Below are 26,276 nucleotides of genomic sequence, written 5' to 3' on the forward strand. Positions count from 1 at the left end.
CCGCCTTCACGCGACGCTCATACAGGTAAAATCAGCGAGGCCGGTCTGCCGGGCCGTGGCCAGCTGCTCCGCCCGCAAAATGGCACGCAGATCGGCCAGTGCGGCCGCGAAATCCTGGTTGATGACGACATAATCGAACTCGCCTGCATGTTCCATCTCACCTTGGGTGGAAGCCATGCGGCGGGCGATTTCGGCTTCGCTATCTTCGCCGCGCAGGCGCAAGCGCTGCTCCAGCTCTTCCAGCGACGGCGGCAGCAGGAAAACGCCGACAACATCGGGCCCGATGGCATCGCGCATCTGGTGGAAGCCCTGCCAGTCGATGGTGAAAACCATGTCCCGACCGGCGGAGAGCGCGGCCTCCACCGGCGCGCGGGGCGTGCCGTAGAGGGTTTCGCGGCCGAAGACATGCGCCCATTCGAGCAGCCCACCATTGTCGCGCAGCTGCTCGAATTCGTCCTTGCTGCGGAAATAATAGTGCTTGCCCTCGACCTCACCCGGCCGCGGGGCGCGGGTGGTGAGGCTGATGGAGAGGGCGAGCTGCGGCTCCTCGGCCAGCAGCGCCCGCGTCAGGCTGCTTTTGCCGGTGCCCGAGGGGGCGGCGATGACGAAGCAGAGGCCGCGGCGTCGGATCAGCGGCATCGCGGCAGTGGCTGCGGAAGGATGTGTCTCGCTCATTCGACGTTCTGAACCTGTTCGCGCAGCTGTTCGATGACGGCCTTGAGGGAGAGACCGATCGCGGTCAATGGCACCGAGGCCGACTTACTGCATAGCGTATTCGCTTCGCGATTGAACTCCTGCATCAGGAAATCGAGTTTCCGGCCGACCAGCAGCCCCTCGGCGAACAGGCTGCGCGCCGCATCGATATGGCTCGCCAACCGGTCCAGCTCCTCCCGCACGTCGGAACGGCTGGCCAGCAGCGCCACTTCCTGCGCGATCCGCTCCTCCGGCAGGCTCATCCCCTCAGCGAGGAGGGCCTGCACGCTCTCCAGCATGCGCGCGCGCTGCAGCCGGGGCTGATCCTCGGCTGCCGTTTCCGCGTCTCTGCGCAGCTGGGCGATGTCATCCAGGAAGCCGGTCAGCACGGCATGGAGCCGCGCCCCTTCCTCGCCGCGCGCACGCTCCAACTCTGTCAGCGCCTCATCGAAACCCGCGACGACCGCGGCTTTGAGGGCGGGGCTGGGTGACGGCAGGCCGCTGGTCTGTGCGCCACGCAGCACGCCGGGCAGTGCCAGCAGCAGCTCCGCCCGCGGCGGCGGGCTGCCGGGAATGCGGGCAGCGATCTCCTGCGCCAGTTTCAGCACACGTTCCAGCGCCTCCGGGTCGGGGGCGGCCGCGCCCTGCTCTTCAGCCTTCAGCGACAGATTGGCGTTGATGCTGCCGCGTCGCAGACGTTTGGTCAGTGCCGGCCGCAGCTGGGCCTCCACCGCTTCCCAGCCGGAGGGCATGCGAAAGCGCAGTTCCAAACCTTTGCTGTTGACGCTGCGGATGTCCCAGGCCCAGGCGACGCCGCCACTTTCCGCCGTCGCGGTACCCGCGGCCGCGCCGAATCCGGTCATCGAGGCGAGGATCTGCTTGTCATTCATGGGCGTGCTTCTATTGCGAAATCGTGCTTTGGCAAATCCAAGCTTTCGTCAAAGGTCATAGCATGGTGTTTCAGCGGGTTCTCATCACCGGTGCCTCTTCCGGCATCGGCCGCGCCTTGGCGCTGGCGCTGGCCGCCCCTGGCGTAACCCTCCATCTCGGCGGCCGTGACCACGCGCGGCTGGCGGCGACAGAAGCCGAATGCCGCGCCCGCGGCGCCCAGGCAGTCCCCCGTCTCGTCTCGATCACGGAGGCCGACGCGATGCGGGACTGGATCGAGAGCGCCCGTTCGCTTGATCTCGTCATCGCCAATGCCGGCATCTCGGGTGGCACCTCGGACGCGATGGAAAGCGAGGCCCAGACCAGGGCGATCTTTGCCACCAATGTCGACGGCATGCTCAATACCGTGCTGCCGGCGATGGCGGTGATGGCGTCTCAGCCTGTGGATGCCAGAGGCTTGCGCGGCCAGATTGCCGTCGTTGCCTCCATCGCGGCCTTCATGCCCGGCCCTGGCGCGCCGGCCTATTGCGCCTCCAAGGCAGCGGCCGATTCCTGGGTGGTCGGTGCCGCGCCCTCAGCGAGGTCTCAAGGTATCGTGCTCACCAGCCTCTGCCCTGGCTTCATCACCTCGCCCATGACGGCGACGAACGACTTTCCGATGCCGGGCATCATGAGCGCCGAGCGCGCCGCCGGGCTAATGATGCGGGGCATCCGCGCACGCCGGACGCGCGTGGTTTTTCCCTGGTGGATGGGTGCGGCGGCCCGGTTCGCAGACCTTCTGCCCATATCCTGGCGGGAAGCCGCCGCCCAGCGGATGCCGGCCAAAAAGGCGCTGTAAGGCGGGCGGCCTCTGCTAGGTTAGCTTGAGAGAAGGAGCGTTGTGATGGCAGACGCTGATTCGAAATCAGTCTTCGATATCCCCCTCGACGAGGCGGGAGAGGCCCGTCTCGACGCTGTGGCGGAAGCCGAGATCGAGGCTGGTCGCGCCATTCCCCATGAACGCGTGCGGGAGTGGCTTGCCTTGCGTGCGACGGGCAAGAAAGTTCCACCTCCTGCCGCCTGACGATGCGCGTGCAATGGTCGCCCTCCGCCCTGCGCGAGGTAGAGCAGATCCTTGACATCTTGATGTTTTCAACCCGCGAGCCGCGGCCGACGTCACTGTGGCCCTGATCGACATGGGAAACACGCTCGCGGACTTTCCCAATAGAGGCCGTCCCGTGGGCGCGCGGGGTGTGATGGAAATCGTCGCCGTATTTCCCTATGTCATCCGATACCGCATCGCCGGTGCCGTGGTGCGTATCCTGCGTGTTCGCCACGCCGCGCGCCGCCCCACGCGCCCTTAACCAGAGATTTCAAGAGGCTGGCGCTCCAACTGCTGCGCTATTTCAGAAGGCCGCACGAATGCGAGGGGCCGGGCTTTTCCACGGACGCCGCAAGCAAAACCCTCTATCTCTGAACCTCGGCCGCGGAAGGAAACAGAGAATGAACGCCCCGCCCATCGCCTATGTCTTTTCGGTTCTGCTGCTGGTCGCCGCGGGGTTGATCGTCAAAGCCACTGGTGCGGCAGCCTTCGGTGTGGCGATTGCGGTCATCCTCGTCCTCGGCGCCGTCACCATCCCATCCTGGCTGAAGATGACCGATCAGTGGAACCGGGCCATCATTCTGCGGCTGGGGCGCTACCGGGGCCTGGGCGGCCCTGGCCTGTTCACCCTCATCCCCTTTCTGGAAACCATCGCGACGGTTGTTGATCTGCGCATCCGCACGACGGAAATCAGGGCGGAGGAAGCACTGACGCGGGACACCGTCTCCATCGCCATGGACGCTATCGTCTTCTGGCGCGTGTTGGACCCGATGCAGGCTGCGACCGCTATCGAGCATTACCGCTTGGCGGTCGAGCGTGTGGCCCAGACCAGCCTGCGGGAGACGATCGGCAGCCACGACCTCACCCAGCTGCTGTCCGACCGCAAGACCGCCGATGAGGAGCTGCGCGAAACGATCAGCGTGAAGACGGCGGTCTGGGGCGTGGAAATCACCTCCGTCGAAATCAAGGACATCGCCATTCCAGCGTCACTGCAGGATGCGATGAGCCGGCAGGCCCAGGCCGAGCGCGAAAAGCAGGCGCGGGAGACGCTGGCTTCGGCCGAGATTGGCATCGCCCGCATGGTGCGCGAAGCCGCCCGCATCTACGCGGCCGACCCCGTCTCTTTGCAGCTTCGGCAGATGAACCTGGTCTACGAGATGAACAAGGACCGCGGCACGACCATCCTCATCCCGACCGATCTCGCCTCCGCCCTCGGCGGGTTGCGCACTGCAGTTGCCCGCACAGGCGGAAATGGTATGAACAATGCTGAGCCGGACCCAGACCCGGCCGCGCAAAAAGAGGATCGTTCATGACCGAAGCTGCTCGCTTTTTCACCCAGGCGGAGCCCATCCGCTTTGAAGGACCGGAGAGCCGCAACCCGCTCGCCTTCCGCTGGTATGACAAGAACCGCGTCGTGCTGGGCAAGACAATGGAAGAGCAGCTGCGCTTCGCCATCGCCTATTGGCATTCGCTGGCCTGGCCGGGCGGCGACCCCTTCGGCGGCGAAACCTTCCTGCGGCCCTGGATGCACGGGACGGACGAAATGGCGCTGGCCCGCCACAAGGCCGAAGTCGGCTTCGATCTGTTCCGTCTGCTCGATGTGCCCTTCTTCTGCTTCCATGACCGCGACGTGGCGCCGGAAGGCGCGACCTTGGCCGAGAGCAACCGCAATCTGGATGTGATCGCCGATCTGTTTGCCGAGAAAATCGCGTCGGAAAAGGTGAAGCTGCTCTGGGGCACGGCCAACCTCTTTTCCAACCGCCGCTTTATGGCGGGTGCGGCCACCAACCCTGACCCGGATGTCTTCATCTATGCCGCTGGCCAGGTGAAGCATGCGATGGACGTGACGCACCGCCTGGGCGGCGCCAATTACGTGCTGTGGGGCGGCCGCGAGGGCTATGAGACGCTGCTCAATACCGATCTGGCCCAGGAAACCGAGCAGCTCGGCCGTTTCGTCTCCATGGTGGTCGATTACAAGCACAAGATCGGCTTCAAGGGCGCGATCCTGGTGGAGCCGAAGCCGCAGGAGCCGACCAAGCACCAGTATGATTATGATGTCGCGACGGTCTATGGCTTCCTGAAGCGCTTCGGCCTGGAAAAGGAAGTTCAGGTCAATATCGAGGACAATCACGCAACGCTCGCCGGCCATACCTATGAGCATGAGATCGCGACCGCCGTCGCGCTTGGCATCATGGGCTCGCTCGACGTCAATCGCGGCGATCGCCAATCCGGCTGGGACACGGATCAGTTCCCGAATGACCCGACGGGCATGGCGCTCGGCTTTTATCACCTGCTGCGCGCCGGCGGCTTCACCACGGGTGGCTGCAATTTCGATGCGAAGATCCGCCGCCAGTCGCTGGAACCCGACGATCTATTGATCGGTCATGTCGGCGGCATGGATGTCTGCGCCCGCGCCCTGCTGATGGCGGCCGATATGATCGAAGACGGCGTGCTGCCGCAATTCGTAGCCGACCGCTACAGCGGCTGGAAGGCACCCGAGAACCAGGCGATCCTGAAGGGCGAGCGCAGCCTGGAAGACTTGGCAAGCCTCGTCGATCAGCGCGGCATCAATCCGAGCCCGCGCTCGGGTCGCCAGGAATATCTGGAAAACCTCGTCAACCGCTATCTGTGATCGAAGACGCCGGGGTGCGGAGAAGCCGCGCCCCGGCACCCGTCTTTCCACGTATGAGGCTGAGCGCCGAATGCGTTTGACCGCTTAAGGCGCGTCCACCATCACGATTTCGCAATCTTCCAAGGCTTCCAATGTCAGCCGCTCTTCGTCGGCGACCGCGATCCCGTCGCGCGCGGCGGCATGGATGCCATTGATCAGAACGGTACCGCTGGCCGGCACCAGATAGAGATGGCGGTGAGGCTCGGGCCAATATTCGACACGCTGACCGGATTTCAGAGAAATACCCAAGACCCGTGCGCCGCTGCGCAAGGGGGCAGCACCCTGGTCCTGCTCAAATCCGCTGGCGAGAACGACAAACTGCCCTGCCTGGTCGGTGGTCGGAAAGCGGCGGCCTGCCCATTTCGGCCGTCCGCCGCTCTGCTCAGGCTTGATCCAGATCTGAAACAGATGCGCGGGAACGCCATCGGCATTGTATTCGGAATGGCGAATGCCGCTGCCCGCGCTGAGAACCTGCACGGACCCCGCGTCCATCCGGGCACTATTGCCAAGGCTGTCGTCATGAATGATGGCGCCCTGGCGCACATAGGTTATGATGTCGATATTGGCGTGCGGATGAGCGGGAAACCCAGACCCTGGTGCGATCTCATTATCATTCCAGACGCTGAGCGCACCCCAGCTGTCCCGCTCTTCTTCCTCGTAATCGGCAAACGAAAAATGGTGGCGGGTCTTGAGCCAGCCGTGATGCCCGCCGCCCAAGGTCCTGTAAGGCCTCATGTCGATCATGGCGTTCTCCCTACAGGGAACAATGCCACCGAAGATCGCCCAACCTCAAAACAAAAAGGCCGGTCCTAGGACCGGCCTTTGCGAATTCACTGTCTCTTGAAAAGAGTTACGGAATTCTTCCGAAGTATTAACCGAGATAGGTCGGGCGCTGCTGCGGAGAAACCTGCTCGTTGCGAGCGAGATAGGCCGGGCGCTGCTGCGGCGAAACCTGCTCATTGCGAGCGAGGTAAGCGGGACGCTGCTGCGGATCGACGCTCTCATTGCGGGCAAGGTAGGCCGGGCGCTGCTGCGGATCGACGCTCTCGTTGCGGGCAAGGTAGGCCGGGCGCTGCTGCGGATCGACGCTCTCGTTGCGGGCGAGGTAGGCCGGGCGCTGCTGCGGCGAGACCTGCTCATTGCGAGCGAGGTAGGCCGGACGCTGCTGCGGATCGACGCTCTCGTTGCGGGCGAGATAGCCGGCCTGCTGGTTCGGCATGATAACCTGCGTATTGCCGTTGGTCGAAGGCTGCTTTGCGGAGATATCACTCGCCATCGCCGCGCCGGTCAGCCCCAGGGTCACCGCAGCAACCGCAGCCATCAGAATGCTTTTCATTTTACTCTCCAAAATTTTTGAACCATCGAGCCAATTACGGCCCCTGGGAGCGATGAGTTTCAGCCATCGCGATCTGTTGTTCTGGAGATACGACCGGGCACGGCCCAGCGGAACTGGCTCAGCCGGCATGGTATTCATACCAAAAATGTTTTAATGACCTAAAATATCGCCTCACCTATACGTGATATGATCATAACTCATGGCAGAATCTGCCCGCCGCGCATGGGCTGGGGCACGCCGGTCGTCATCGGCAGGCTAAGCGGCAAGCCGCGCTGGACACGCGCCGCGAGATAGGCGAAACATTGCGCCTCCAGAAAATCTCCATCCCAACCGACTGATTCGACTGGATTTACAGGGACATCCAGGACGGTCGACAAAGCCGCCATGATCGCAGCATTGCGCCGCCCACCGCCCGTCACCAGCCATTGGCGCGGCAGCTCCGGCAATCGGGTTGCGGCCACAGCGCGGGCAGTGAACGCCACCAAAGTAGCCGCGCCGTCCGCCGCTGACATGTGCTGGATGTCATCCAGCAATGCGTGGAAGGAGAGTCGGTCAAGAGATTTGGGCGGCTCCCTCTCGAAATAGGAATGGCTCAGCCATAGCCTGACCACTGTCTCATCCGCCGTCCCGCTTCGGCTGAGCCTGCCATCGGCATCGAAGGCCGCTCCGTTGTGGTGAAAGATCCAATCATCGAGCAGGGCGTTGCCCGGCCCGGTGTCGCAGGCGGCAATCGTCCCATCCGCGCCGAGGAAGGTCACATTGGCAACGCCGCCGATGTTGAGAATGGCGAGTGGCTTTGGCAGATGGACCGAGAGGCCCGCATGGAAGAGCGGCACCAGCGGCGCGCCCTCCCCGCCGGCTGCCACATCGGCCGAGCGGAAATCATAGGCGACGGGTGCGCCGAGGACGGAGCCGAGCCAGGCCGCGTCACCGATCTGCCAGGTGCGGCGCGCTTTCGGCTCATGCAGGATGGTCTGGCCATGAAAGCCGATCAGGTCATAGGCCGCATCCAAGGCCCGGACAGCCTCGGCATGGACCTCGGTCAGCCGGCGCGTCACCGCCAGAAGCTGCGGGTCATCGGCGGCGAGGCAGGGCGCCCGGTCCAAGATCTCGCGGATGGCGGCGCGCAAGGCAGGCTCATAAGGTAGCGTCAAGGCGGGTCCGAAGGCGCCCACCCGCTCCCCATCGGTCTCGATCAGCGCGGCATCCACGCCATCAAGCGAGGTTCCGCTCATCAGACCAATCACACGCAGCATTTCGCCCGCTCCTGTCTCGTGCTAGCCCACCAACCCGATCTTTCAAGTTACGCACGGATAGGCTCGATGACGAAAAGCGGATTCCTGACGGAAGCCAAGGCGCGCGGCTTCGTTTTTCAATGCACGGACGAAGCGGCGCTGGATGACGCGCTGCTGAGCCATTCCGTCGCGGGCTATATCGGCTTCGACCCGACCGGCAATAGTCTGCATGTCGGCCATATGGTGCAGATCATGCTGCTGCGCCTGCTGCAAAAGCATGGCCATAAGACGGTGGCGCTGCTGGGCGGCGGCACTGCCAAGATCGGCGACCCGTCCTTCCGCGAGGAAGCCCGCCAGCTGATGACGGATGCGACCATCGCCGAGAATATCGCCGGCATCCGCCGCAATATCGAGCCCTTCCTGACCTTCGGCGACGGTCCGGCCGATGCCGTCATGGCCAATAACGCCGATTGGCTGGACAAGCTCGGCTATATCGAATTGCTGCGCGAAGTGGGGCCGCATTTCAGCATCAGCCGCATGCTCGCCTTCGACAGCGTGAAATCCCGGCTGGACCGGGAACAGGGACTCACCTTCCTGGAATTCAACTATTCCATTCTCCAGAGTTACGATTTCCGCGAGCTGAACCGGCGCTATGGCGTCAATTTGCAGATGGGGGGATCTGACCAGTGGGGCAATATCGTCTCGGGCGTCGATCTGGTCCGCCGCACGGATGCGAAGACCGTCTATGGCCTGACCGCCCCGCTGATCACCACCGCCTCAGGCGCCAAGATGGGCAAGACCGCCAAGGGCGCCGTGTGGCTGACGGCCGAACGCACCTCGCCCTTCGACTACTGGCAGTTCTGGCGCAATACGGAGGATGCCGATGTCGGCCGCTTCCTGAAACTCTTCACCGATCTGCCGCTGGATGACATTGCCCGGCTTGAGGCGCTCGGCGGCGCCGAGATCAACGAGGCGAAGAAGATCCTGGCGACCGAGGCAACCGCACTTGCCCATGGCCGTGACGCCGCGCTGGCAGCGGCCGAGACGGCGCGCCGGGCTTTCGAGGAAGGGGCGGCCGTCGATACGCTGCCGACGGTGACGGTGCCGACGGCCGAGCTTGCGGCCGGCATCCCGGCCTTCGCGCTGCTGGTCCAGGCCGGCATGGCGGCCACCAATGGCGAGGCCCGCCGCCTGATCCGCGGCGGCGGCGCGCGCCTGAACGACGTGCCTTTCACGGAAGAAGCGCAGATCGTCTCAGTGACGGACTTGCGCGACGGCGCGCTGAAACTGTCGGCCGGCAAAAAACAGCACAAACTTATCCGCGCAGAGGGCTGACCATGACTCAGGACGAAATCACCGACTGGGCCTTGAAGAACGGCTGGCAGATGATTGCCGGCCATCTCAGCCTGACCAAGCCGCGCGCCCATAAGGAAGCGATCGTGCGCATCGTGCTGAAGGCGACGGTCGCCAATCTGGAAGTGAAAAAGCCGGCCGGCAATAAATGGGAGAAGATTGCAGGCGCAGCCTATGCCGCGATCGAGCCCGACGAGGAAGACGGCCCGCCGCGCGGCCTGGGCTTCGAGACCATCCCGAGCTTTTCCATGCTGATGCAGGCCAATAAGGATTCTCAGACTTTCGCGAAGCTGAAGTAGCGCCGCAGATTCACGGCACGAAGCCGGATCAAAGTGATCTGGCCGAGACTCGAACAAAACAGGAACATGCTGTAGCCTGCCTCCATGTCCTATGTGGAGCTGCAGGTCACCTCGAACTATTCCTTCCTGCGCGGCGCAAGCCATGTGGAGGAGCTGGTCGCGACCGCCCACGCCCAGGATTACGCGGCGATCGCGCTGACAGACCGCAATAGCGTCGCTGGCATGGTGCGCGCCTATCAGGCCGCATCCGAGGCTGAACTTCGGCTCATTCCCGGCTGCCGGCTTGATTTCACCGACGCGCCCTCGCTGCTTGTCTATCCCAAGGACCGCGCCGGCTGGTCCCATCTCTGCCGCCTGCTGACGATCGGCAAAGCGCGTGGCTTCAAAGCCACCGAGCGCGCCGGCAGCTGCCATCTGCATCAGGCCGATCTGGAGGCTTGGGGGCCAGGCCTGATCGCAATTTCCCTGGCCGATGCCGACAAGCCGGATCTCGCCCAGCATCTGTCCTGGCTGCGCGGCTGTTTTGGCCGGGACGCCTATCTCAGCCTGTCGCCGCGCCGCCTGCCCAGTGAGGCCCTGCGCCTGCACCGCCTGGCGGCCACTGGGCGTGCCGCGGGCGTGCCACTCATCGCGACGGGCGACGTGCTCTATCACACGCCCGAACGCCGGGTGTTGCAGGATGTGGTGACGGCGATCCGTGAGCATCGCCAGATCGACAATGTGGGCTTCCTGCGCGAACGCTTCGCCGACCGCCATTTGCGGTCGCCGGAGGAGATGGCAAGATTGCTGCGCGCCTACCCGGAAGCGATCCGCAACACCGAGGCGCTGGCGGCAACGGCCCAATTCGACCTCACCGCCATCCGCTATCAATATCCGACCGAGACGACCGTCGTGGGCGAAAGCGCGCAGGACACGCTGACACGGCTGGTCTGGACCGAAGGCGTGGCCCGGCGCTACCCGGAAGGTCTCTCAGCCCAGATTGCCGCGCAGCTGGAGCACGAACTGGCCCTGATCGGTAGCTTTGACTACGCACCTTACTTTCTCACGGTGCATACGATCATCCGCTTTGCCCGCAGCCGCGGCATCCTGTGCCAGGGACGTGGCTCGGCCGCCAATTCCGCCGTCTGCTACGTGCTTGGCATTACCGAAATCGACCCCATCGCCAGCAATCTTCTCTTCGAGCGCTTTCTCTCCGCCGAGCGGCGGGAGCCGCCCGATATCGACGTCGATTTCGAGCATGAGGCGCGCGAGGACGTCATTCAATGGATCTACGACCATTACGGGCGGGATCGCGCGGCGCTGTGCGCCACCATCATGCGCTACCGCACGCGCGGGGCCGTGCGCGATGTCGGCAAAGTGCTCGGGCTGACCGAGGATGTCACGGCCGCGCTCTCCGGTCAGGTCTGGGGCTGGTCGGACGACGGCATTTCAGAGGAGGACGCGAGCCAGATCAACCTCAACCTGGCTGATGACCGCATCCGCCTGACGCTGGAGCTTTCCCGCGACCTGATTGGCTTTCCTCGCCAGATGGGCACGCATCCTGGCGGCTTCGTGCTGACAGAGGACAGGCTGGATGACCTGGTGCCGATTGCGCCAGCCGCCATGCAGGATCGCCAGATCATCGAATGGGACAAGGAAGATATCGACGTCCTGCGCTTCATGAAGGTGGATGTGCTGGGTCTGGGGATGCTGGGCTGCATGCGCCGCGCCTTCAATCTTCTGGCCGAGCATAAGGGCGAAACGCGGACACTTGCTACCATCCCGCAGGAAGATCCCGCCACCTACAGGATGATTGCGAAGGCCGATACGCTCGGCACCTTTCAGATTGAAAGCCGGGCGCAGATGTCCATGCTGCCGCGCATGAAGCCCCGCACCTTCTACGATCTCGTCATTCAGGTGGCGATCGTGCGCCCGGGCCCCATCCAGGGCGACATGGTGCATCCCTATCTGCAGCGGCGGAAGCAGCAGCAGGAACATCCCGAGCGGGCGTTTCCCTATCCTTCCCCGGAGCTGGAACGCGTGCTTGGCAAGACGCTGGGCGTGCCGCTGTTCCAGGAACAGGCGATGCAGGTCGCAATTCATTGCGCGGGCTTCACGCCGACGGAGGCCGACCAGCTCCGCCGGTCCATGGCCACCTTCAAAATGACAGGCGGGGTCTCCAAATTCCGTGACAAGCTGATCCAGGGCATGCGCGATCGCAGCTACCCGGAAGACTTCGCCGCAAACACGATCCGCCAGATCGAAGGCTTCGGCTCCTACGGCTTTCCTGAAAGCCACGCGGCGAGCTTTGCGCTAATCGCCTATGCCAGCGCCTGGATGAAGTGTCATCACCCGGATGTCTTTGCCGCGGCGCTGCTCAACAGCCAGCCGATGGGTTTCTATGCCCCGGCGCAGATCGTCGAAGATGCGCGGGGGCATGGGGTGGAGATCCGGCCCGTCTCAGTCCTGCAGTCGCGCTGGGACTGCACGCTGGAGATGACGGCGGGACCGCGCCACGCGCTGCGCCTCGGGCTGCGCATGGCCAAGGGTCTGGGTAATGCCGATGCGGCACAGCTTCTGCTGATGCGGGACGCGGCGCCTTTCACCTCGGCCGAGGATCTGGCCGACCGCACCGGCCTCAGCCGGGCTGCGCTGGAACATCTGGCCGCGGCCGACGCCTTCCAGGATCTCGGCCTGGACCGCAGGCGGGCGCTGTGGGTCATCCGCGGGCTGGCCGACAGCGCCCTGCCGCTGTTTGCGGCGCGGGCGGCCGGCACAGAGGAGCCGGGTGTCGCGCTGACCGCGATGACCGCCCCGCGTGACGTGGTCGAAGACTATCGCAGTACGGGTCTGTCGCTGCGGGCGCATCCGGTGTCCTTTCTGCGCGACGTGCTGAACCGCCAAGGCATGCGCCGCTGCGCCGATCTGGCGCATCTGCGCGACGGCAGGCGGGTGACGCTCGCCGGCCTCATCCTGGTGCGGCAGCGTCCGGGCTCCGCGAAGGGAGTCATTTTTGTGACGATCGAGGATGAGACGGGCTTCGCGAATGTCGTCGTCTGGCCCAATATTTTCGAGGCCAATCGCCCTGTCATCCTCGGCGGCCGGATGCTGGCCGTGCATGGCCGCGTGCAAAAGGAAGGCGAGGTTATTCACCTGATCGCCGAGCGGGTCGAAAACCTGTCCCCGCTGCTCGACAGCCTGTCTGATCCGCACATCGGATTCCCGCGGCACACGGGCCGCGGGGATGAGGCCAAGCATGGCGGCGCACCGGACCCGCGGGAGGGTGCAGGCCGCCCGCCGCGCGGCCTGCGCGTGCCGACCCGGGACTTTCGCTAGGAAACCGGAGTCACGCTTTGCGGCCGAAAGTCCCGGAGGCGAGCCAACCCCAGCGCCCCAGACGCGGCGTCAGATAGCGATCGACCCCGAACTGCAATCCCGCACGCGACAGAAACAGAGCGACAAACACGAAAGTATAGATGATGGCGGTTCCGATATCCGTCGAACCGGCCTTGTAGGGACCGCCAAAGCCTTCGGCCGTCGACCATATGACAAGGGTCAGCAGAATGCCGCCCAGCGAGGCGATATTGACGAAAACACCGAAAATCAGGGCGATGGCCAGAGCCGATTCACCCAAGGCGACGATCACGCCGAAGACATGCGGATTGACGTTGATGACATTCACCCAAAGGCCGATCCAGGCCTTGACCAGAGGTGGCTGCCCGTCGAGCGCGCCGGTCAGATAGCTGACGAAGCCGGTTTGGAAGGAGGGACTCCATTTGAACTGCGCATCGATCGCCCAGACCAAGCCGAACAGGATGCGCAGAAGCCCGAAAACATCCTGTCGCCATGGTTCGTCTCTGCGCTGGTCCGCCGGGGTCGGATTCAGACCAACCTCACTAGACATGGACATGGCGAACTCCCCTGCTCCGCATGGAAGCAGAATAATGTTGTTAAGTTTGTGATTTCATTGCCAAGTCAAATAAGACCCGAGCCATCTCCTGGCCAGGATAGGACTGATATCAGTACCATCGCATGATCGATATGATATAGATCAAACTGTGACGTGCTCTCCGTGTCTGCCGGCGGCCATGTCAGGGCGGCCAGACCGAAACGCCGTCGGGTGTGGCTGACGTGCATTTTCTGCCGTACGCCCGACATGATCGGCCGCCATAAAGCCTGGACCGATCCCTCGCCGCCGCAGGAGCTGCCGTGTCCGCCCGTCTCGCCTCCATCGTGCCTGTACTGCTCGGTGTCCTGATCGCGGAAGTGGCGCTCGGGATGATGACGACGCTCATTCCGCTCGACCTTGCGGCGAATGGGCTTGGGGCCAATGCCATCGGCCTGGTCGGTTCCGGCTATTTCGTAGGCTTCCTGCTTGGCACGCTGACCTGTGCGAGGCTGGTGCGGGCGGTCGGCCATATCCGCGCCTTCGCGGTCTTCCTGGCGCTCTCGGCGGATTGCGCGCTGCTGATGACGCTGACGCATAACCCGCTGGTCTGGACCGCGCTTCGTCTCATCATGGGATGGCAGCTCTCCGGCATGTTTCTGGTCGCCGAAAGCTGGCTGAACGACAAGACCGACAATGCCAGCCGCGGCCGCACCTTCGGCGCCTACCTTCTCGTCTCCTGGGGCGGGGCGGCGCTCGGGCCGATGGCCTATTCCCTGCTCAAGACGGCCGACCGTTCTCTGGTCATGGTCGGCCTTGCCTTTGCGACCGCCCTGCTGCCGATGGCCCTGACGCCGGTCTCCAACCCACCACTGGGTGAACGCCGGCGCATCGGCCTGGTGCGGCTGTTCAATATCTCCCCCATGGGCACGACCTGCGTTCTCGCCTCGGGGTTCGTGAACGGCGCCTTCTACACGCTGGTACCGGTCTATCTGGAACGGCACGGCTTCACCGCCCATCAGATCCCGACCTTTCTCTCAACCGCCCTGGTCGCCGCCCTGCTGGTGCAATATCCGGTCGGCATGGCCGCCGACCGCTACGGGCGGCGACCGATCACCGTCGCGGCCCTTGGCCTCGCCGTTATCATCTGCCTGCTGTTTGCCTTGCTCGGCGGCTCTGCCTTCTGGGTCCTGATCGGGCTCGGCGCGGTTCTGTCTGGGGTGACGGCCCCGCTTTACGGCCTGGGTGCCGGGCAGACGAACGACCGCGTTGCGCGGTCTGACTATGTCGCGGCCAGCGGCGGGCTGCTCTTTGCCTGGGCCGTGGGAGCGAGCGCGGGGCCGCTGCTGGCCGGCGTGGTGATGACCCATGCCGGCGCCAACGCGCTGTTTTTCTTTCTCGCCTTTTTCCTACTCGCGCTGTCCGGCTTTACCCTGTTCCGCATGCGCAGCCGCGCGGGCGTGCCGACCGAAAGCGCCTTCATCCCTGCGCGCGCTGCGCCGACGCAGGTCGCAAGCCTGGACGAACCGCCGCCGGTCAGCAGCGCGGCTTCAGGTCAGGACGCGGGAATGGCGGCACCGGGCGACGCTGCCACGGGCCGCGGCAGCAGCACGTAAAGCGCGCCGCTCGCGTTCATCGCCCCGGCACCGACGGAGGCCTTGGCACCTGAGCCGAAGAACAGATCGGCGCGCAGCGGTCCGGTGATGGCAGAGCCCAGATCCTGCGCGACGGTCATCCGTTCCAGCGGCGCATGGGTGACGGGATCGGTCGTCACCATCCAGACCGGAGCACCCAGCGGCAGGAAGTGTTTATCAACCGCAATGGACCGGCCCGGCGTCAGGCTGACGCCCAGCGCACCCGGCGGACCAGCCGCGTCCGGCAATTGCGGCGCCGTGCGGAAGAAGACGTAGGACGGGTTGCTGTCCATGATGGCGCGGGCGCGTTCGGGATGCGCCTCCAGCCAGGCGCGGATGCTCTGCTCGGTCACGTCATTCGCGGCCAGCAGTTTCTGCTCCACCATGATGCGGCCGATCGGCACATAGGGACGGCCGTTCTTGCCGGCATAGGTCACGCGCATGACGCTGCCGTCCGGCAGATCGACCCGCCCGGAGCCTTCGATCTGCAGGAAAAATGCGTCGACGGGGTCAGCCACCCAGGCGACCGCCAGACTATCGGGGTTAAGCGCGCCATTCTCGATCTGAAAACGATCGTAATAGGGGACAACGTGGTTGCCATCGAGACGGCCGATCGCGGTCTTGCCAGCTTTTTCAGGCTCGAAAGCACCCAGATCGATCGTCACGAGATCGGGCGGCAGACCCAGAAGCGGCGTCTGATTGGCGCCATCGCGCGTCGCCGAACCCTGCACTTCGGGCTCGTAATAGCCGGTGATCTTGGCGGTCGAGCTGCCGCCTTGCGTCACCAGATAGGGCTGGAAATAGGTCTGGAAGAAGCTGCGGGCGGCCCCGTCATCGGCAATCGGTACGCTTTTGGCAGCGGAACAAACCCCACCCCACAGACCGGCCTTACCGCCGAGGGAGGCGGCAATTCCCGCGCCACCCAGCGCCTGATCGGGTGGAAAATACTGGATGCGCTGGCAGCTGGCGACGAAGGCCGCCAGCGCCTGGGCCGGCCGGGAAGCAGACCATCCGGGCAATTGGCCGATCGCGACGGGCTGGAGCGTCGCTGGTCCGCCTGGCGCGCCGTTTGGCACGGCACAGGCCGAGAGCCCTGCCAACGACACACCGGCGAGCGTTGCCCGCCACGTCTTCATCCGCCGCACGGGAAACCTCAAGCGCTACGGGCGGCGGCCAAGCGCCAAGTCTGGTCACGCACCGCCAGATCGCGCTCGAAGGTCCATACGTCGGTAATCTCGGTCAGGGCGTCAGCGCCGGCGACCGGCTGACCGTCCTTGTTCGTCGTCAGGTTCACCTGATCGGAGACGAAGCGCAGCGTGATATCGGCGACCGTGCCCGTCAGTTCGACCGCGACGATCGCGGCTGTGGTGATGTCCTTGATCTCGGTGCGCTGGGTGTCCCCGGCAGTCTCCCGCGATGCGATTGCCGTCTCAAAGGCCCGATAGGTCTCGTCCGTCAGCAGGGAGCGGAGCGTCACGCGGTCACCGGCGGCGAAGGCCGCGACGATGGTGCGGAAGGTGTTCTCCGCCGCTTCCAGGAAACGGGCAGCATCAAAACCGGTATCGACTGTGCGCAGGCGGCGCAGCTGCTCGCCGAGCGGCGAGGCAAGGTCAGGCAAAGGACGCACCGGACGGGGCGCCACAGGCTCGGCCCGCCCGTCGATCACCGGGCCTTTGGCATCCCGTGGCTGGGCGGTGCCGCGCGGCCCGACCGGGGAAGCAGGGCGAGCCCGCCCCTCAAACCCGGTGCGACGGCCAAGAATGCTGCGCAACCGCAAGACCAAAAAGGCTGCGATCAAGCCGAACAGAACCAGATCGACAGGAAACCCGCCGGAAAAATTCATAAAACCCCAACCTTGGGATGTGGCCGAACGGCTTCACCCATGCCAATGCAGGAAGACATAGGCCGCCGCCCGTTGCATCGCAACAGACCGCGCAGAAGCAGAGCCCCGGTCTCCCCGCCGACCCGGATGGTCTGGGCCACAGAGACGTCTATAAGGTTAGCATGATTCTGATCCGCCATGGCCAAAGTGAATTCAACGTCCGGTTTGCCGGGACCGGCATCGACCCTGGAATCGAGGATGCGCCGCTGACAGCGCTCGGCCTGGAACAGGCGGAGGCCGCCGCCCGCACGCTGGCCGATGCCCGCATTACCCGGATCATCGCCTCACCCTATACCCGCACGCTGCAGACCGCCGCGCCCTTTGCCCGCCGCTTCGGCCTGCCCGTGACGATCTCGCCCTTGGTGCGGGAGCGCTATGCCTATTCCTGCGATATCGGCCGGCCGGTCTCGCATTTGCGCAGCGCCTGGCCAGAGCATGACTTCGCCCACCTGCCCGATGTCTGGTGGCCGGCCGAGACCGAAAGCGAGCGCGCCACCCTGGCGCGGGCCGGACAATTTCATGTCGAAATGGCGGCCCAGCCCGATCATGATGAAACCCTCGTCGTCAGCCATTGGGGTTTTATTCTCGCCATGACGGGACGGAGCGTAACCAATTGCGAATGGGTGGTGGTCGAGCCGGACGCCGATTTCACAGACAATCTCTGACCCATTCCGATACCGTATTCAGCCGCTGCCCTGGCGCAAGACGCACCTCGATGCTAGGGCAGCGCAGATAGACCAAGAGAGAAGATCATGTCTCAGCAAGCCCCCGAAGCCGCCGCCAACCAAGCCGTTGCCGCCCCTCTGGTGGTCAATGCGCAATATGTGAAGGACCTGTCCTTCGAGGTTCCCGGCGCGCCGCATATTTATTCGATCCTGCGCTCCGCCCCGCAGGTCGCCGTCAATCTCGACGTGCAGGTGAAGCGCCTGGCGGAAGACCAGCTCGTCTTTGAAGTGACGCTCGTCGCCCGCGTCGAAGCGACCAAGCCCGCGGAACTGGCGTCTACCAACGGCAGCGATTCTTCGCCCGTCGTCTTCCTGGCGGAACTCTCCTATGCGGGCATCTTCACGCTGAACGGCATTCCCGACAATCAGGTCGAGCCGGTGCTGATGGTGGAAGGCCCCCGCCTGCTATTCCCCTTCGCGCGCAATATCCTGGCCGATGTGACCCGCGATGGCGGCTTCCCGCCGGTGCTGCTCGGCCCGATCGACTTCCTGGCGCTTTGGCATCACCGTCGCGCCCAGGCCGCGGCCACGGTCGGCCAGACCGGTAACGCCTGAGGCCGGATCGGCACCGATGCCGATCCTTTCAGGGCAGGCGCGGCTGGCCGGGGTCATCGGCTGGCCCGTCGCGCATTCCCGCTCGCCCAGGCTGCATGGCTTCTGGCTCGAACGGCACGGCATCGACGGCGCCTATCTGCCCTTGGCCGTGCAGCCCGCCGATTTTCAAACAGCCGTGCGCGGCTTGGTGGCGGCGGGCTTCGCCGGCGCCAATGTCACGATTCCCCATAAGGAAGCGGCCTTTGCGGTCTGCGACCGGGTCGATCCTTTCGCCCATGCCGCCGGGGCGGTGAATACCCTTGTCTTCGAGAACGGCCGCATCACTGGCCGCAATACCGACGGCATCGGTTTCCTGGAAAATCTGCGCCAGCATGGCATCGACCCGGCGGCGGGCCCGGCTTTGCTGCTGGGCGCCGGTGGCGCCGCCCGCGCCATTGCGGCGGCGCTGCGCGGCCTTGACGTTTCGGTGACGCTCACCAACCGCACCGGGGCGCGGGCTGAGGCCTTGGCCGCGGCCGTGCCCGGCTGCCGCACCATCCCGTGGGAGACGCGGGATGACGCACTCGCCGACCAGGCGCTCATCGTCAATACGACCTCACTCGGCATGACCGGCCATGGCGCACTCGCGCTCGATTTGCGCCGTGCCACGCCCGGGGCTGCGGTTTCGGACATCGTCTATGTGCCGCTGGAAACACCCCTCATTGCCGCTGCGCGCGCATGCGGCTTGAAGACGGCCCCCGGCCTCGGCATGCTGTTGCATCAGGCCGTTCCGGGCTTTGCAGCCTGGTTCGGACTGACACCGGTTGTCGACGACGCGCTATATGATTTCGTCGCGGCCGACCTGCTGCCGCGCCGCTCATCAGACCAAATCTGACGAAAACAGGGACAATCGCAGGTCTTGAAGGTCATCGGGCTTACGGGTGGCATCGGCATGGGCAAATCGACGGCTGCCCGGCAGTTCCGTCGCGCCCATGTCCCGCTCTTCGATGCCGATGCCGAAGTTCACCGCCTGCAGGCCCGTGGCGGTGCGGCGGTGGCCGCGATTGAGGCAGCCTTCCCGGGAAGCGTCCGCGAGGGTGCGGTCGATCGCCGTCTGCTGCGCGCGACGCTGATGGCCGATCCGTCCGGCTGGCGCGTGCTGGAACGTATCATCCATCCCCGTGTTCGCGCCGCCCGCCGTGCCTTTCTGGCCCGCTGCCGCCGCCAGGGCGCGCGCATCGCGGTGCTGGATATTCCGCTGCTGCTGGAGAACGCCCCTAACCCGGATGTCGATGTCGTTCTGGTGGTATCGACCTCCACCGCCAATCAAAAAAACCGCCTGCGGCAGCGCGGCCGGATGACGGAGGCGGAAATCGCAGCCATCATCGCGCGCCAGATGCCCGATTCGGAAAAGCGCCGGCGGGCCGATGTCGTCATCCGCACCGGCCTCTCGCGCCGCCATGCCCAGGCGCGGATTATAAGGCTGATTCAGGAGCTTCGGACGTGACCCGCTCAGTTCTCTTCGATACCGAAACCACCGGCCTTGATCCGAAGACGGGCGACCGGGTGATTGAGGTCGCGGCGCTCGAACTCGTCAATGATCTGCCGACGGGGGCGTTTTTCCACCGCCTCATCCACCCTCAACGGGATATCCCGGAGGAAGCGATACGCGTCCATGGCATCACACTCGACCACCTCAAGGACAAGCCCTTGTTCGCGGCGATTGCTGCCGACATGATGGATTTCATGGGCGGGGACGAAATGCTGGTGGCGCATAACGCCCCTTTCGACTTCGGCTTCCTCAACTGGGAATTGAAGCTGTGCGGCCTGCCGCCTTTGGGCGGCCATCGGATGGTCGACACTTTGGCGATGGCAAAGCTGCGCTTTCCAGGCATGCCGAACAGCCTTGATGCACTCTGCCGGCGGTTCGGCATCGATCTGTCGGAACGCACCTCGCATAATGCGCTTCTGGACTGCCGGCTGCTGGCCGAGGTGTATATCGAGCTGACCGGGGGTCGGCAGCGCGGCCTGTCGCTTGCGGTGGAAGCGGGTGGGCAGACGATCGCTCATTATGAAGCCAAGGCCGAACGCGTCTCCCGCCCCATTCTGGTGAGCGTGGCGGAGGCGCAACGCCACGCCACCTTCCTTCAGAAGCTGAAAAATCCGATCTGGCTGAAGGACGCGGGCGCAGAGATGCACGCGTAGGGTGGGCTTAAGCCCACCCTACTACTGGCTGAAGGATGCACGGCCGCTTAGTCGCGATCAGAAATCGCTGCAGCGGCCGTTCTTTTCCCAGTCGCCGAAGCGGGTCGGCTCGGGCCCAGCGGGACCGCCAATTTCCTTCGGCATGGCCGCCTTCGGGTCCACGGGTGGCGTATCCTGCGGCGATGGAGGGGTGTCCTGCGGCGCGGGTCTTGGGTCTGATTGGGTCATGGATCTAAAATAATCACCGCGACCGCCGCAACAAGTCGTCCCGCGCCTCGGACCGCACTGATTTTTGCCGCAGGCGCCGGCCTGTTTGAAGGCGGCAGCAGCTCGTCTAGACTGCCAGCGCCTTACAGGAGACGGATCAGGTCATGCTTTTTGCGATCAGCAATCTCGACAAGCCCGATAGTTTCGCCCTGCGTGCCGCGACGCGAAACACGCATCTGGCCTATCTGGACGGCTTCCTGTCCCAGCTTGTCATTGCGGGACCACTCTTGGATGCGGACGGCAAGGCGATCGGCAGCCTGGTCATCATCGAGGCTGAGAGCCAGGCAGCAGCCGAGGCGATTGCCGCCGGGGACCCTTATGCCAAGGTTGGCCTGTTCCAGAGCGTGACCGTAACCCCCTACCGGACGGTCTACAAAGACGCCGTGCGGGTTGGATAGGACAGGCGCGATGACTGCCTATTGGCTGATCAAAAGCGAGCCAGATGCCTTCAGCTGGGATCAGCAGGTGGCGAACCGAATCGAGCCCTGGACCGGGGTGCGCAGCCATCAGGCCCGCAATAACCTCAAAGCGATGAAGCTGGGCGACAAAGCCTTCTTCTATCACTCCAATATCGGCCGCGAAATTGTTGGAATCGTGCAAATCGTGCGGGAATACTATCCCGATCCTTCCGCCGAGACCGGCGATTGGGTCGCGGTCGATATGGAAGCCGTGGGACCGATGCCGTCACCCGTGACGCTCGCCACCATCAAGGCAGATCCGGTTCTGACCGATCTGGCCCTGGTCCGCCTGTCGCGCCTGTCTGTGGCGCCCGTCAGTGCCGATCACTGGGATTATATCTGCAAACTTGGCGGGTGGAGGGGGTGACGGCTTAACCTCTGCTGGGCACGCGCTTGACGTCTTCGCCTCACGAAGATTGACTCGACGTTACAGCCCAGGCTAACCCCGCGCCGCATCACAGCGCCGTCCTAGGCTCGATCATCCTGGCGTAAGCTGACTTCGCGGGCCCTGGGCCCACTCCTCAAGGACAGTCAATGGTCGTTCGCGCTTTTATCTTTCCCGGCCAGGGAAGCCAGTTCGTTGGCATGGCCCAGGATCTCACCGCCGCTTTCACGACCGCGCGGGACGTGCTCGGCGAAGTCGATGAGACCCTGAAGCAGCGGCTGTCAAAGCTGATGTTCGAGGGTCCGGCGGACGAACTGACCATGACCGAGAACACCCAGCCGGCGCTGATGGCCATGTCGCTCGCGGTGCTGCGCGTCATCGAACAGGATGGCGGCGTGAAGCTGACCCAGGCCGCCGCACTGGTGGCCGGCCACTCCCTGGGCGAATACAGCGCACTGGCGGCCGCGGGCGGCCTTTCCATCGCCGAGACCGCGCGGCTGCTGCGGCTGCGCGGCAGCAGCATGCAGCGGGCGGTGCCAGCCGGCGAAGGAGCCATGGCCGCACTCCTCGGCACCGATATCGACCAGGCCAACAGCATCTGTGCGGAAGCCGCGGCCGACCCCGAAACCGGGCTGACACAGGTGGTGCAGGTCGCCAATGACAATGGCGGCGGCCAGGTGGTTATTTCCGGCCATAAGGCGGCCGTCGAGCGGGCAGTCGAGATTTCCAAGGCGCGTGGCATCAAGCGGGCCATGCTGCTGCCCGTGTCCGCCCCTTTCCACTGCGCCCTGATGGCGCCGGCCGCTGACGCCATGGCGGAAGCGCTGGCAGAAGCGACGCTGAAGGCCCCGGTGGTGCCGCTGATCTCCAATATCTCTGCCGACAAGGCGACCGACCCGGCCGAAATCCGTACACTGCTGGTCGAACAGGTCACCGGCATGGTGCGCTGGCGCGAAAGCGTCCTCACGATGGCCGAGATGGGTGTCACGCATTTTGTGGAGCTTGGCGCCGGCAAGGTGCTGGCCGGCCTCGTGCGCCGCATTCTGCCGGACGCGACGACGACATCGATCGGCTCGCCCGCCGATATCGAAGCCTTCCTGAAGTCGCTCTAAACGCGCGGCCACAAAATAAAAGGGACAGAAACCCGTGTTTGATCTGAGCGGAAAGATAGCGCTTGTCACTGGCGCCTCGGGCGGCATCGGCGGCGCCATCGCACGCGCCATCCATGCCCAGGGTGGTTCGGTGGCGCTATCCGGCACGCGCCGCGAGGCGCTCGACTCCCTCGCCGCTGAACTGGGGGAGCGGGTCGCCGTCTGCCCGGCCGATCTGCGCCAAGCAGACGCTGCCGATGCCCTGGTGACCGCGGCCGAAGCGGCGCTTGGCCCCTTGTCGATCCTCGTCAACAATGCCGGCTTCACCCGCGACATGCTGGCACTGCGCATGCAGGACGCCGACTGGCAGAGCGTGTTGGATGTCGACCTGTCCGCACCCTTCCGCCTGATCCGGTCAAGCTTGCGCGGCATGCTGAAGCGTCGCGCCGGGCGCATCATCAATATCGCCAGCATCGTCGGTGTCACCGGCAATGCCGGACAGTCCAACTATGCCGCAGCCAAGGCCGGGATGATCGGCATGACGAAATCCCTGGCCCAGGAAGTCGGCAGCCGTGGCGTGACGGTCAATGTCATTGCCCCCGGCTTCGTGGAGACGGCCATGACCGATGTGCTGAAGGATGAGCAGAAGACGGCTCTTCTCGGCTCTATTCCGTTGGGCCGCATGGGCAAGCCGCAGGATATCGCGGCGGCGGCCGTCTATCTCTCCTCGGAAGAGGCGGCCTGGGTCACTGGCGCCACCCTGCACGTCAATGGCGGGATGGCGATGATCTAGTCGTCCTGCCTCTTGAATAATGGGGTAAGTTTCCCGTAACGCTTTGCACACACGCCGGACTGCGGCTAGTTGACGCGCTGCAGTTGGCGGGTTCGGCCAAACCATGCTAAGCGCGCCGCAATCCGGGCTATGCCCCCGGGCCGGCGCGGATTCTCCGCCAGGGCCCGGACAGGGCCTGGCGATATCGAAAACCACTAGCCGTCACGCAGGAGTATCGAGGTCCATGAGCGAAGTCGCCGACAAGGTGAAGAAGATCGTGGTGGAGCATTTGGGTGTGGAGGAGTCGAAGGTGACTCCCGAAGCCTCCTTCATCGACGATCTCGGCGCCGACAGCCTCGACACGGTCGAGCTTGTGATGGCTTTTGAGGAAGCCTTCAGCGTTGAGATCCCCGAAGACGCGGCTGAGAAGATCAGCACCGTCAAGGACGCCATCGACTACATTGAGAAGCAGAAAGCCGCCTAAGGGCGCGCTGGTTTCATGATGGGTTTACGAACCACGGAGTTGCGGCGGGTCGTCGTCACAGGCATGGGCATCGCATCCCCCTTGGGGATCGGTGTCCCGCATGTGTGGCGGCGCCTCATCGAAGGTCAGTCCGGCCTCGGCGCAATCCAGTCCTTCGATACCGGCGATCTGCCGGCGAAGGTTGCGGGCGAAATTCCTGCTGGCACAAGGTCCGAAGGCGGGCTTGATCTGGCCGAATGGATTCCGGTCAAAGACATCAAAAAGATGGATCGCTTCATCCATCTCGGCATGGTTGCGGCAATCGAAGCCGTCGAAGATTCCGGCTGGGTCGCGGCCACTGACGAAGATGCCTGGGCAACCGGCGTCATGATCGGCTCGGGCATCGGGGGTCTGCAATCGATCTACGAAGCCTCTGTGCAGGTGCATGAAGGCAAGGCACGCCGCCTGTCACCTTTCTTCATTCCCTCTGCCCTCATCAATCTCGTTTCGGGTCACGTCTCGATCCGCTACGGGTTCAAGGGGCCGAACCATTCCGCGGTGACGGCCTGCGCCACGGGCGTGCACGCCATCGGCGATGCGGCACGTCTCATCTCGCTCGGCGACGCCGATGTGATGGTGGCCGGTGGTGCCGAAGCTGCTGTCTGCGCGCTCGGGATCGCCGGTTTTTGCGCCTCTCGCGCGCTCTCTACCGGCTTCAATGACGAACCCACGCGCGCGTCCCGCCCCTGGGACAAGGACCGCGACGGTTTCGTCATGGGTGAAGGTGCCGGCGTTCTCGTGCTGGAAGAATACGAGCATGCGAAGAAGCGTGGCGCCAAGATCTATGCTGAAATCGGTGGCTACGGCCTGTCCGGCGACGCGCATCACATCACGGCGCCGGCTGACGGTCATGACGGCGCTTTCCGGGCGATGAAAGCCGCGCTGCGCAACGGCCGGGTCGATCCTTCCGAGATCCAATACGTCAATGCCCATGGCACCTCCACGCCAATGGGCGACGATCTGGAGCTGGACGCGGTCGAACGCTTCTTCGGCGACCACGCGAAGGGGCTTGCGATGTCCTCCACCAAATCGGCCACCGGCCATTTGCTGGGCGCGGCCGGGGCGATTGAGGCAGTGTTCTCGATCCTCGCCATTCGCGACCAAGTGGCACCGCCAACGCTGAACCTGGAAGAGCCGAGCCGTGCCAGCGTGATCGACCGCGTGGCGAAGGTCGCCCAGGAGCGGCCGATCAAGGTCGTGCTGTCGAACAGCTTCGGTTTCGGTGGCACGAACGCGAGCATCATCTTCCGCGAGGTCGTCTGAACGCAGGGTGACCACCCAGACGCTCATGCGCCGCCTGTCATGGTGGCTGCTGCCGCTCATCATCCTGGCGGCAATTGCGCAGGCAGGACGGAGTTATGTGGGCCAGGTCTGGCATGGACCTGGCCCCCTTCCGCAAAACACCACCCTCGTTGTCCCTCGTGGCACGACCGCACTCGTCGGGCATGCCTTGCATGACGCCGGCATCGTCGACAGCGTGCTGATCTTCCGTGCGGCTGAAACCGTGACGGACAGGGACGGGGCGCTGCATGCGGGCGAATTCGCCTTTCCTGCCCATGCGAGCCTCGCGGACGTCTTCGGCGTGCTTCGCCACGGCAAGCAGGTCGAGCACCACCTTACCATCCCGGAAGGCCTGACGGGTCAGGAAATCGCGGCCCTGATCAATCATGCGACGGCCATGACCGGGCAGGTTATGCCGCCGGCCGAGGGCACCATCCTGCCCAATACCTACGACTATCTGTATGGCACCGGCCGCAACACGCTTTTGAAACGCGCGGAGCGCGCGCTGGACCTGGCGCTCGCAGATGCCTGGCCAAAGCGGGCCGCCAATCTGCCCCTCAGCTCCCCCGCGGAGGCCGTGACACTGGCCAGTATCGTCGAGCGCGAGACCGCCAAGGCCGACGAGCGGCCGCTGGTCGCCGCCGTCTATCTCAACCGCCTCAAGCTTGGCATGAAGCTGCAGGCGGACCCGACAGTGATCTATGGCCTGTCTGATGGACGGGGCACGATGGACCGGACGCTGACCCATGCCGATCTGCTGACGCCATCGGCCTTCAACACCTATCTCAATACCGGCCTGCCGCCGGGGCCGATTGCCGCACCAGGCATCGCTTCCGTCTTGGCCGTACTGCATCCAGCCGACAGCGACGCGCTTTATTTCGTGGCGGATGGTTCTGGCGGCCACGTATTCAGCCACAGTTACAAAGATCAGATGCGCAACGTCGCGAAATGGCGCGCCCTGGGCGCCCTGCCTCAGGACGCCAGCCGTCCGCACGCCGTGGAGCACAATTAGGGTCCAGAGGCCTGTCAGCACTCCCGATCCCGTGATCCGGCCGTGCCACTTGTAGCCGCCGAAATCAGGGCCTTATCGGCTGGCTG

Annotated in this window: 30 protein-coding genes; 21 read left to right on the plus strand and 9 right to left on the minus strand. The window is 64.5% G+C overall.

Annotation, left to right across the window (positions count from 1 at the left end; translation table 11 throughout):
- Window positions 1–6 precede the first annotated feature (6 nt).
- Both gmk and AC3G7M_RS00275 read right to left on the minus strand, forming a co-directional pair.
- Window positions 7–675, minus strand: a complete 669-nt coding sequence (gene gmk, locus AC3G7M_RS00270) for a guanylate kinase (protein WP_489213674.1) — start codon at window positions 673–675, stop codon at window positions 7–9.
- A complete protein-coding gene (locus AC3G7M_RS00275; protein WP_489213675.1) occupies window positions 672–1,583 on the minus strand; it encodes a YicC/YloC family endoribonuclease in 912 nt (303 codons plus the stop codon). The genes gmk and AC3G7M_RS00275 overlap by 4 nt, the downstream gene beginning before the upstream one ends.
- A gap of 62 nt (window positions 1,584–1,645) precedes the next feature.
- Here AC3G7M_RS00275 and AC3G7M_RS00280 point away from each other — a divergent pair, with 62 nt between their 5' ends.
- The 5 genes from AC3G7M_RS00280 to xylA all read left to right on the plus strand — a co-directional run bounded on the left by AC3G7M_RS00280 (window position 1,646) and on the right by xylA (window position 5,294).
- Window positions 1,646–2,419, plus strand: a complete 774-nt coding sequence (locus AC3G7M_RS00280; protein ID WP_489213676.1) for an SDR family NAD(P)-dependent oxidoreductase — start codon at window positions 1,646–1,648, stop codon at window positions 2,417–2,419.
- Between the two features lie 45 nt (window positions 2,420–2,464).
- Entirely contained in the window at window positions 2,465–2,644 is a 180-nt protein-coding gene (locus AC3G7M_RS00285; RefSeq protein WP_489213677.1) for a hypothetical protein, read from the plus strand.
- A 112-nt stretch (window positions 2,645–2,756) separates the two neighbouring features.
- Window positions 2,757–2,924, plus strand: a complete 168-nt coding sequence (locus AC3G7M_RS00290; protein ID WP_489216108.1) for a type II toxin-antitoxin system RelE/ParE family toxin — start codon at window positions 2,757–2,759, stop codon at window positions 2,922–2,924.
- A gap of 139 nt (window positions 2,925–3,063) precedes the next feature.
- Entirely contained in the window at window positions 3,064–3,975 is a 912-nt protein-coding gene (locus AC3G7M_RS00295; protein WP_489213678.1) for a slipin family protein, read from the plus strand.
- Complete coding sequence (gene xylA / locus AC3G7M_RS00300; protein WP_489213679.1) at window positions 3,972–5,294, plus strand: xylose isomerase; 1,323 nt, start codon at window positions 3,972–3,974, stop codon at window positions 5,292–5,294. The genes AC3G7M_RS00295 and xylA overlap by 4 nt, the downstream gene beginning before the upstream one ends.
- An 84-nt stretch (window positions 5,295–5,378) precedes the next feature.
- On the opposite strand, the gene AC3G7M_RS00305 is transcribed toward xylA, so the two are convergent.
- The 3 genes from AC3G7M_RS00305 to AC3G7M_RS00315 form a co-directional block, all read right to left on the minus strand.
- Window positions 5,379–6,077 (minus strand): pirin family protein, encoded by a 699-nt coding sequence (locus AC3G7M_RS00305; RefSeq protein WP_489213680.1) that lies wholly within the window; start codon window positions 6,075–6,077, stop codon window positions 5,379–5,381.
- A gap of 127 nt (window positions 6,078–6,204) precedes the next feature.
- On the minus strand, window positions 6,205–6,669 hold the full coding sequence (locus AC3G7M_RS00310) for a hypothetical protein (RefSeq protein ID WP_489213681.1): 465 nt from the start codon (window positions 6,667–6,669) through the stop codon (window positions 6,205–6,207).
- Window positions 6,670–6,866: 197 nt separating this feature from the next.
- Window positions 6,867–7,922 (minus strand): anhydro-N-acetylmuramic acid kinase, encoded by a 1,056-nt coding sequence (locus AC3G7M_RS00315; protein WP_489216109.1) that lies wholly within the window; start codon window positions 7,920–7,922, stop codon window positions 6,867–6,869.
- A 69-nt stretch (window positions 7,923–7,991) separates the two neighbouring features.
- On the opposite strand from AC3G7M_RS00315, the gene tyrS reads away from it, so the two are divergent.
- The 3 genes from tyrS (at window position 7,992) to AC3G7M_RS00330 (ending at window position 12,871) form a co-directional block, all read left to right on the plus strand.
- Window positions 7,992–9,239 (plus strand): tyrosine--tRNA ligase, encoded by a 1,248-nt coding sequence (gene tyrS, locus AC3G7M_RS00320; protein ID WP_489213682.1) that lies wholly within the window; start codon window positions 7,992–7,994, stop codon window positions 9,237–9,239.
- Between the two features lie 2 nt (window positions 9,240–9,241).
- A complete protein-coding gene (locus tag AC3G7M_RS00325) occupies window positions 9,242–9,556 on the plus strand; it encodes a hypothetical protein (protein WP_489213683.1) in 315 nt (104 codons plus the stop codon).
- A gap of 84 nt (window positions 9,557–9,640) precedes the next feature.
- Window positions 9,641–12,871 (plus strand): error-prone DNA polymerase, encoded by a 3,231-nt coding sequence (locus AC3G7M_RS00330; RefSeq protein WP_489213684.1) that lies wholly within the window; start codon window positions 9,641–9,643, stop codon window positions 12,869–12,871.
- A gap of 10 nt (window positions 12,872–12,881) precedes the next feature.
- Here the strand turns inward: AC3G7M_RS00330 and AC3G7M_RS00335 are convergent, their stop codons facing one another.
- Window positions 12,882–13,445, minus strand: coding sequence for a hypothetical protein (locus AC3G7M_RS00335; protein WP_489213685.1), 564 nt, complete (start codon window positions 13,443–13,445; stop codon window positions 12,882–12,884).
- 299 nt (window positions 13,446–13,744) lie between these two features.
- Here AC3G7M_RS00335 and AC3G7M_RS00340 point away from each other — a divergent pair, with 299 nt between their 5' ends.
- On the plus strand, window positions 13,745–15,037 hold the full coding sequence (locus AC3G7M_RS00340; RefSeq protein WP_489213687.1) for an MFS transporter: 1,293 nt from the start codon (window positions 13,745–13,747) through the stop codon (window positions 15,035–15,037).
- On the opposite strand, the gene mltA is transcribed toward AC3G7M_RS00340, so the two are convergent.
- Together mltA and AC3G7M_RS00350 are read right to left on the minus strand one after the other, a co-directional pair.
- The gene (gene mltA, locus AC3G7M_RS00345; RefSeq protein ID WP_489216111.1) at window positions 14,977–16,191 is read right to left on the minus strand and encodes a murein transglycosylase A; all 1,215 of its coding nucleotides are present in this window, start codon (window positions 16,189–16,191) and stop codon (window positions 14,977–14,979) included. The genes AC3G7M_RS00340 and mltA overlap by 61 nt on opposite strands.
- A 17-nt stretch (window positions 16,192–16,208) precedes the next feature.
- On the minus strand, window positions 16,209–16,898 hold the full coding sequence (locus AC3G7M_RS00350) for a Tim44/TimA family putative adaptor protein (protein ID WP_489213689.1): 690 nt from the start codon (window positions 16,896–16,898) through the stop codon (window positions 16,209–16,211).
- Between the two features lie 161 nt (window positions 16,899–17,059).
- On the opposite strand from AC3G7M_RS00350, the gene AC3G7M_RS00355 reads away from it, so the two are divergent.
- From AC3G7M_RS00355 to dnaQ, 5 genes are all read left to right on the plus strand, one after another.
- Complete coding sequence (locus AC3G7M_RS00355; protein ID WP_489213690.1) at window positions 17,060–17,602, plus strand: histidine phosphatase family protein; 543 nt, start codon at window positions 17,060–17,062, stop codon at window positions 17,600–17,602.
- Window positions 17,603–17,689: 87 nt separating this feature from the next.
- Window positions 17,690–18,217 carry a protein-export chaperone SecB gene (secB, locus tag AC3G7M_RS00360; RefSeq protein ID WP_489213691.1) on the plus strand — a complete coding sequence of 176 codons (528 nt, stop codon included), beginning with the start codon at window positions 17,690–17,692 and terminating at the stop codon, window positions 18,215–18,217.
- Window positions 18,218–18,233: 16 nt separating this feature from the next.
- Window positions 18,234–19,091: a shikimate dehydrogenase gene (locus tag AC3G7M_RS00365; RefSeq protein ID WP_489213692.1), complete on the plus strand. Its 858-nt coding sequence runs from the start codon at window positions 18,234–18,236 to the stop codon at window positions 19,089–19,091.
- 24 nt (window positions 19,092–19,115) lie between these two features.
- Window positions 19,116–19,703, plus strand: coding sequence for a dephospho-CoA kinase (gene coaE / locus AC3G7M_RS00370; RefSeq protein ID WP_489213693.1), 588 nt, complete (start codon window positions 19,116–19,118; stop codon window positions 19,701–19,703).
- Entirely contained in the window at window positions 19,700–20,401 is a 702-nt protein-coding gene (dnaQ, locus tag AC3G7M_RS00375) for a DNA polymerase III subunit epsilon (protein WP_489213694.1), read from the plus strand. Before coaE ends, dnaQ begins: the two co-directional genes overlap by 4 nt.
- 57 nt (window positions 20,402–20,458) lie before the next feature.
- Here the strand turns inward: dnaQ and AC3G7M_RS00380 are convergent, their stop codons facing one another.
- A complete protein-coding gene (locus AC3G7M_RS00380; protein ID WP_489213696.1) occupies window positions 20,459–20,563 on the minus strand; it encodes a DUF1674 domain-containing protein in 105 nt (34 codons plus the stop codon).
- Between the two features lie 209 nt (window positions 20,564–20,772).
- Here AC3G7M_RS00380 and AC3G7M_RS00385 point away from each other — a divergent pair, with 209 nt between their 5' ends.
- From AC3G7M_RS00385 to mltG, 7 genes are all read left to right on the plus strand, one after another.
- Window positions 20,773–21,066 (plus strand): YciI family protein, encoded by a 294-nt coding sequence (locus tag AC3G7M_RS00385; protein ID WP_489213697.1) that lies wholly within the window; start codon window positions 20,773–20,775, stop codon window positions 21,064–21,066.
- Between the two features lie 10 nt (window positions 21,067–21,076).
- Window positions 21,077–21,493, plus strand: a complete 417-nt coding sequence (locus AC3G7M_RS00390; protein WP_489213699.1) for an EVE domain-containing protein — start codon at window positions 21,077–21,079, stop codon at window positions 21,491–21,493.
- Window positions 21,494–21,660: 167 nt separating this feature from the next.
- Window positions 21,661–22,623, plus strand: a complete 963-nt coding sequence (gene fabD / locus AC3G7M_RS00395) for an ACP S-malonyltransferase (RefSeq protein WP_489213700.1) — start codon at window positions 21,661–21,663, stop codon at window positions 22,621–22,623.
- Between the two features lie 34 nt (window positions 22,624–22,657).
- Window positions 22,658–23,395, plus strand: coding sequence for a 3-oxoacyl-[acyl-carrier-protein] reductase (gene fabG / locus AC3G7M_RS00400; RefSeq protein WP_489213702.1), 738 nt, complete (start codon window positions 22,658–22,660; stop codon window positions 23,393–23,395).
- A 223-nt stretch (window positions 23,396–23,618) separates the two neighbouring features.
- Window positions 23,619–23,858: an acyl carrier protein gene (locus AC3G7M_RS00405; protein WP_158804395.1), complete on the plus strand. Its 240-nt coding sequence runs from the start codon at window positions 23,619–23,621 to the stop codon at window positions 23,856–23,858.
- 15 nt (window positions 23,859–23,873) lie between these two features.
- Window positions 23,874–25,160 carry a beta-ketoacyl-ACP synthase II gene (fabF, locus tag AC3G7M_RS00410; protein WP_489213704.1) on the plus strand — a complete coding sequence of 429 codons (1,287 nt, stop codon included), beginning with the start codon at window positions 23,874–23,876 and terminating at the stop codon, window positions 25,158–25,160.
- Between the two features lie 7 nt (window positions 25,161–25,167).
- Entirely contained in the window at window positions 25,168–26,190 is a 1,023-nt protein-coding gene (mltG, locus tag AC3G7M_RS00415; protein WP_489213705.1) for an endolytic transglycosylase MltG, read from the plus strand.
- The last annotated feature ends 86 nt before the right edge of the window (window positions 26,191–26,276 follow it).

This window comes from Acidisoma sibiricum (assembly GCF_057837225.1).

Bases quoted from the DNA above. Each gene is read 5' to 3' on its own strand.
- AC3G7M_RS00280 (WP_489213676.1), top strand. From the start codon at position 1,646: ATGGTGTTTCAGCGGGTTCTCATCACCGGTGCCTCTTCCGGCATCGGC.
- fabD (WP_489213700.1), top strand. From the start codon at position 21,661: ATGGTCGTTCGCGCTTTTATCTTTCCCGGCCAGGGAAGCCAGTTCGTT.
- AC3G7M_RS00350 (WP_489213689.1), bottom strand. From the start codon at position 16,898: ATGAATTTTTCCGGCGGGTTTCCTGTCGATCTGGTTCTGTTCGGCTTG.
- AC3G7M_RS00275 (WP_489213675.1), bottom strand. From the start codon at position 1,583: ATGAATGACAAGCAGATCCTCGCCTCGATGACCGGATTCGGCGCGGCC.
- AC3G7M_RS00310 (WP_489213681.1), bottom strand. From the start codon at position 6,669: ATGAAAAGCATTCTGATGGCTGCGGTTGCTGCGGTGACCCTGGGGCTG.
- AC3G7M_RS00330 (WP_489213684.1), top strand. From the start codon at position 9,641: ATGTCCTATGTGGAGCTGCAGGTCACCTCGAACTATTCCTTCCTGCGC.
- AC3G7M_RS00390 (WP_489213699.1), top strand. From the start codon at position 21,077: ATGACTGCCTATTGGCTGATCAAAAGCGAGCCAGATGCCTTCAGCTGG.
- AC3G7M_RS00355 (WP_489213690.1), top strand. From the start codon at position 17,060: ATGATTCTGATCCGCCATGGCCAAAGTGAATTCAACGTCCGGTTTGCC.
- AC3G7M_RS00290 (WP_489216108.1), top strand. From the start codon at position 2,757: ATGGGAAACACGCTCGCGGACTTTCCCAATAGAGGCCGTCCCGTGGGC.
- fabF (WP_489213704.1), top strand. From the start codon at position 23,874: ATGATGGGTTTACGAACCACGGAGTTGCGGCGGGTCGTCGTCACAGGC.
- gmk (WP_489213674.1), bottom strand. From the start codon at position 675: ATGAGCGAGACACATCCTTCCGCAGCCACTGCCGCGATGCCGCTGATC.
- AC3G7M_RS00305 (WP_489213680.1), bottom strand. From the start codon at position 6,077: ATGATCGACATGAGGCCTTACAGGACCTTGGGCGGCGGGCATCACGGC.
- secB (WP_489213691.1), top strand. From the start codon at position 17,690: ATGTCTCAGCAAGCCCCCGAAGCCGCCGCCAACCAAGCCGTTGCCGCC.
- AC3G7M_RS00365 (WP_489213692.1), top strand. From the start codon at position 18,234: ATGCCGATCCTTTCAGGGCAGGCGCGGCTGGCCGGGGTCATCGGCTGG.
- AC3G7M_RS00325 (WP_489213683.1), top strand. From the start codon at position 9,242: ATGACTCAGGACGAAATCACCGACTGGGCCTTGAAGAACGGCTGGCAG.
- mltA (WP_489216111.1), bottom strand. From the start codon at position 16,191: ATGAAGACGTGGCGGGCAACGCTCGCCGGTGTGTCGTTGGCAGGGCTC.
- AC3G7M_RS00405 (WP_158804395.1), top strand. From the start codon at position 23,619: ATGAGCGAAGTCGCCGACAAGGTGAAGAAGATCGTGGTGGAGCATTTG.
- AC3G7M_RS00295 (WP_489213678.1), top strand. From the start codon at position 3,064: ATGAACGCCCCGCCCATCGCCTATGTCTTTTCGGTTCTGCTGCTGGTC.
- xylA (WP_489213679.1), top strand. From the start codon at position 3,972: ATGACCGAAGCTGCTCGCTTTTTCACCCAGGCGGAGCCCATCCGCTTT.
- tyrS (WP_489213682.1), top strand. From the start codon at position 7,992: ATGACGAAAAGCGGATTCCTGACGGAAGCCAAGGCGCGCGGCTTCGTT.
- AC3G7M_RS00335 (WP_489213685.1), bottom strand. From the start codon at position 13,445: ATGTCCATGTCTAGTGAGGTTGGTCTGAATCCGACCCCGGCGGACCAG.
- AC3G7M_RS00285 (WP_489213677.1), top strand. From the start codon at position 2,465: ATGGCAGACGCTGATTCGAAATCAGTCTTCGATATCCCCCTCGACGAG.
- AC3G7M_RS00385 (WP_489213697.1), top strand. From the start codon at position 20,773: ATGCTTTTTGCGATCAGCAATCTCGACAAGCCCGATAGTTTCGCCCTG.